2 protein-coding genes are annotated in these 3276 nt (G+C 75.6%); both read right to left on the bottom strand.

Annotation, left to right across the window (positions count from 1 at the left end; translation table 11 throughout):
* A partial coding sequence (locus AB0K34_RS46325) for a glycosyltransferase family 39 protein (RefSeq protein ID WP_364554900.1) occupies positions 1 to 1103 on the bottom strand: 1103 nt, incomplete at its 3' end.
* Between the two features lie 44 nt (positions 1104 to 1147).
* Positions 1148 to 3187, bottom strand: a complete 2040-nt coding sequence (locus AB0K34_RS46330) for a glycosyltransferase family 39 protein (RefSeq protein WP_364554902.1) — start codon at positions 3185 to 3187, stop codon at positions 1148 to 1150.
* Between the last annotated feature and the right edge of the window lie 89 nt (positions 3188 to 3276).

The following is a 3276-nucleotide window of genomic DNA, read 5'->3' on the forward strand; positions in this document are numbered from 1 at the left end:
CTCCGACTCCACCTCACGTGCGGCGACCGTGGCCGGACTGGTGACAGCCGCGACCTACGTGATCGCCATCGTGCTCCTACTCCGTACACCGATCCACGGCGGACGGCGGCCAGCCCGGCGGCGAGCAGGACCAGCGCGGCGGGCAGCAGCCAGGAGACCTGCCCGCCGATCACGGGCCCGAACATGCGGCCCCAGCCGGCGTCCTGGTTGAGGTTGCCCAGGCCGCCGGTCTCCTCGCCGTTGAGGCGGCCGAGCCCGTTGTAGCCGAGCGCCAGTTCCAGCACCGAGTCGTGCTGGGAGCCGCCGATGTAGGGCCGGTGGGAGGCGGGGACGGCCGCGACCGCGGCGACCCACCACCCGGCCGAGGCCAGCAGCACTCCCCCGGCGGCGGCCAGCTGCACCAGCCTCCGCCGGACCGGGCCGGGCGCGGCGGCCAGGTACACGCCCGCGAACACCGGCACGACCAGGAACGCCTGGAGCATCTTGGCCAGGAACCCGGTGCCGGTGCAGGCGGCGGCGAGCAGCAGCCACCGGGTGCTCGCGGTCTCCTGCGCGCGGAGCACCGCGTACGCGGCCAGGGTCAGCAGCAGCACCAGCAGCGCGTCGGGGTTGTTGTACCGGAACATCAGCGCGGCGACGGGCGTCACCGCGAGAGCGGCCCCGGCCAGCAGTGCCGCCCAGGCGGGGGCGTGGCGGCGGACGCAGGCGTGCACGGCGGCGACGGCCGCGACGCCCATCAGCGCCTGCGGGACCAGGATGCTCCAGGTGTTGACGCCGAAGACGCGGGCGGTCAGCGCCATCGGCCACAGCGCGGCCGGGGGCTTGTCGACGGTGATGGCGCCGGCGGCGTCGGAGGAGCCGAAGAAGAACGCCTTCCAGGAGGTCGCGCCGGCCTGGACGGCGGCGGAGTAGAACGCGTTGGCCCAGCCGGACGCGCCCAGCCCCCACAGGTACAGCACGGCGGTGGCGGCGAGCAGGGCCAGCAGCGCGGGCCGGACCCAGGCGGGGTCGTGGTCGGGTCCGCGCCAGAGGCGGCGCGGGAGGCCGCCCCGCCCGCGCGGGGTGCGTGGCGGGGGCGGGGCGGCCTGGCCGGTGGAGGTCATGTGGTCGTTTCCCGGTAGTGGTCGTTTGCCGTGGTGGTGGGCGGTCAGCCGAGTTTGTAGAGCTGTGCGCCGGAGGCTCCGGCGCCGGTCTGTCCGGTGGCGGATCCGCCGTACTCGCTCTCGTCGACGGGTGTGCCGTGCCGCTGGACCCAGGCGGTGACGGCCGAGCTGCCGCCGCCGGGGCCCATGCGCCCGCCGAGGAGGATGTAGCGGAGCTTGCCGTCGCGGACGTAGGACTGGAGCTTGGCGGTGGTCATGGCGGGGTCGCTTCCGGTGAAGCCGCCCATGGCGATGACGGGCCGCCCGGTGGCCAGGATGATCGAGGACGCCTCCTGGGCGGAGGACACGGCGACGAGCCAGGTCGCGCCGCCCTGGTTCTTCTCCAGGTAGGCGATCATCTGCTGGTCGACCCGCCCGCCGGGCCCGCCCCCGCCGAACCCGCCGAACCCGCCGGGGCCTGCGGAGCCGAAGCGGGGCCCACGGTCCCCGCCGCCTTGGGCGGCGCCGTCGGGGCCGGTGCCGTTCTGCCACGGGGGACGCTGCCCGCCCGGCGTACCGGGTGCACCGGGCGGGGCGCCTGGGCGGCCGTCCGGCATGCCGCGTCCGTCCGTCGTCCCGGGTGGGCCGCCGGGCATGCCGAAGCCGCCGCCGGTCGCGGGCCCGGCGAGGGGGTTGGTGCCGTTGACGGCGGTGGAGGCGGCGGACACGGCGTAGGCGCCGGGCCCGGCCAGTCCCGCGGCGGCGGCCAAGACGAGCCCGGCCGTAGTGGCGCGGGCTCCGGCGCGCGGGATGAGGCGCCCGGCCAGGAGCGCGGCGACCGCCAGGACGGTGGCGGCGGCGATGGCCCACCGCAGCCACGGGTGCCAGTCCGGGGTGCGGTCCAGCAGCAGGAACGCCCACGCCCCCGTCGCGGCGATCCCGGCGGGCAGAACCCACGCCCACGCCGCGCTCCGCCGGTACGCGCCGGCCAGCAGGACAGCCCCGGCGCCGGTGAGCGCGGCGACGGCGGGCGCCATGGCGGTGGTGTAGTACGGGTGGAAGGTGCCCTGGGCGAAGCTGAAGACGGTGTAGTGGACGGCGAGCCAGCCGCCCCACAGGATCAGCGCGGCGCGGGCGAGGTCGGTGCGGGGCCGGCGCCGCAGGAGCACGAGCCCGGCGGCGAGGGCGAGGACGGCGAAGGGGATCAGCCAGGAGATCTGGCCGCCGATGATGTCGTTGAACAGCCGTCCGGCGCCGGCCTGCCCGCCGAACCCGCCGCCTCCACCAGGTCCTCCGCCGCGGCCGCCGGGTCCAGCGGTCTCGCCGAGGATGCGGCCGAGGCCGTTGTAGCCGACGACGAGGTCCCAGGCGGTGCCGTCGGTGCTGCCGCCGATGTAGGGGCGGGAGCGGGCGGGGACGAGGTCGACGGCCAGCACCCACCACAGCGACGACGCGGCGAGGACAGCGCCGGCGGCCAGCAGGTGCAGCAGCCGCCTGCCGATCCCGGGCCGCGCCGCGACCAGGTAGGCCAGCGCGAACGCCGGGACGACGAGGAACGCCTGCAGCATCTTGGTGTTGAAGCCGCAGCCGACCAGGAACGCCGCGAGCAGCAGCGGACGCACCCGGCCGGTGGCGATGGCGCGCTGGCAGGCCCAGGCCGCGGCGGCCATGAGCAGGACGAGCAGGGTGTCGGGGTTGTTGTCGCGGTTGATCGCGACGGTGATCGGGGTGAGCGCCAGGACGGCGGAGGCGGTGACCGCGGCGGCGTGCCCGAACGCCCGCCGCACGGTCGCGTGGACGACGGCGACGGCGGCGACGCCCGCGATGACCTGCGGGAGCAGCAGGCTCCACGTCCCGAATCCGATGATCCGGGCGCAGATCCCCATGGCCCACAGCGCCATCGGAGGCTTGTCGACGGTGATGTAGGACCCGGCGTCCAGGGAGCCGAAGAAGAACGCCTTCCAGCTCTGGGTGCCGCTCTTGACGGCGGCGGAGTAGTAGGAGTTGGCGTATCCGGATTTGCCGAGCCCCCACGCGTACAGGGCCGCGGCGGCGATCAGGACCGCCCACAGCGCGGGCCGCGCCCATCGGGGGTCGCCGCGCAAAGTGTCGGTTGGGACGCTCGGCGCCCCAACGTCAGTCGACTGGGTTATCCAGCCACCGGCCATGCCGCATGACGGTGCGCCCAACGAAT

This window comes from Actinomadura sp. NPDC049382 (assembly GCF_040677125.1).
Classification (GTDB): domain Bacteria; phylum Actinomycetota; class Actinomycetes; order Streptosporangiales; family Streptosporangiaceae; genus Spirillospora; species Spirillospora geliboluensis.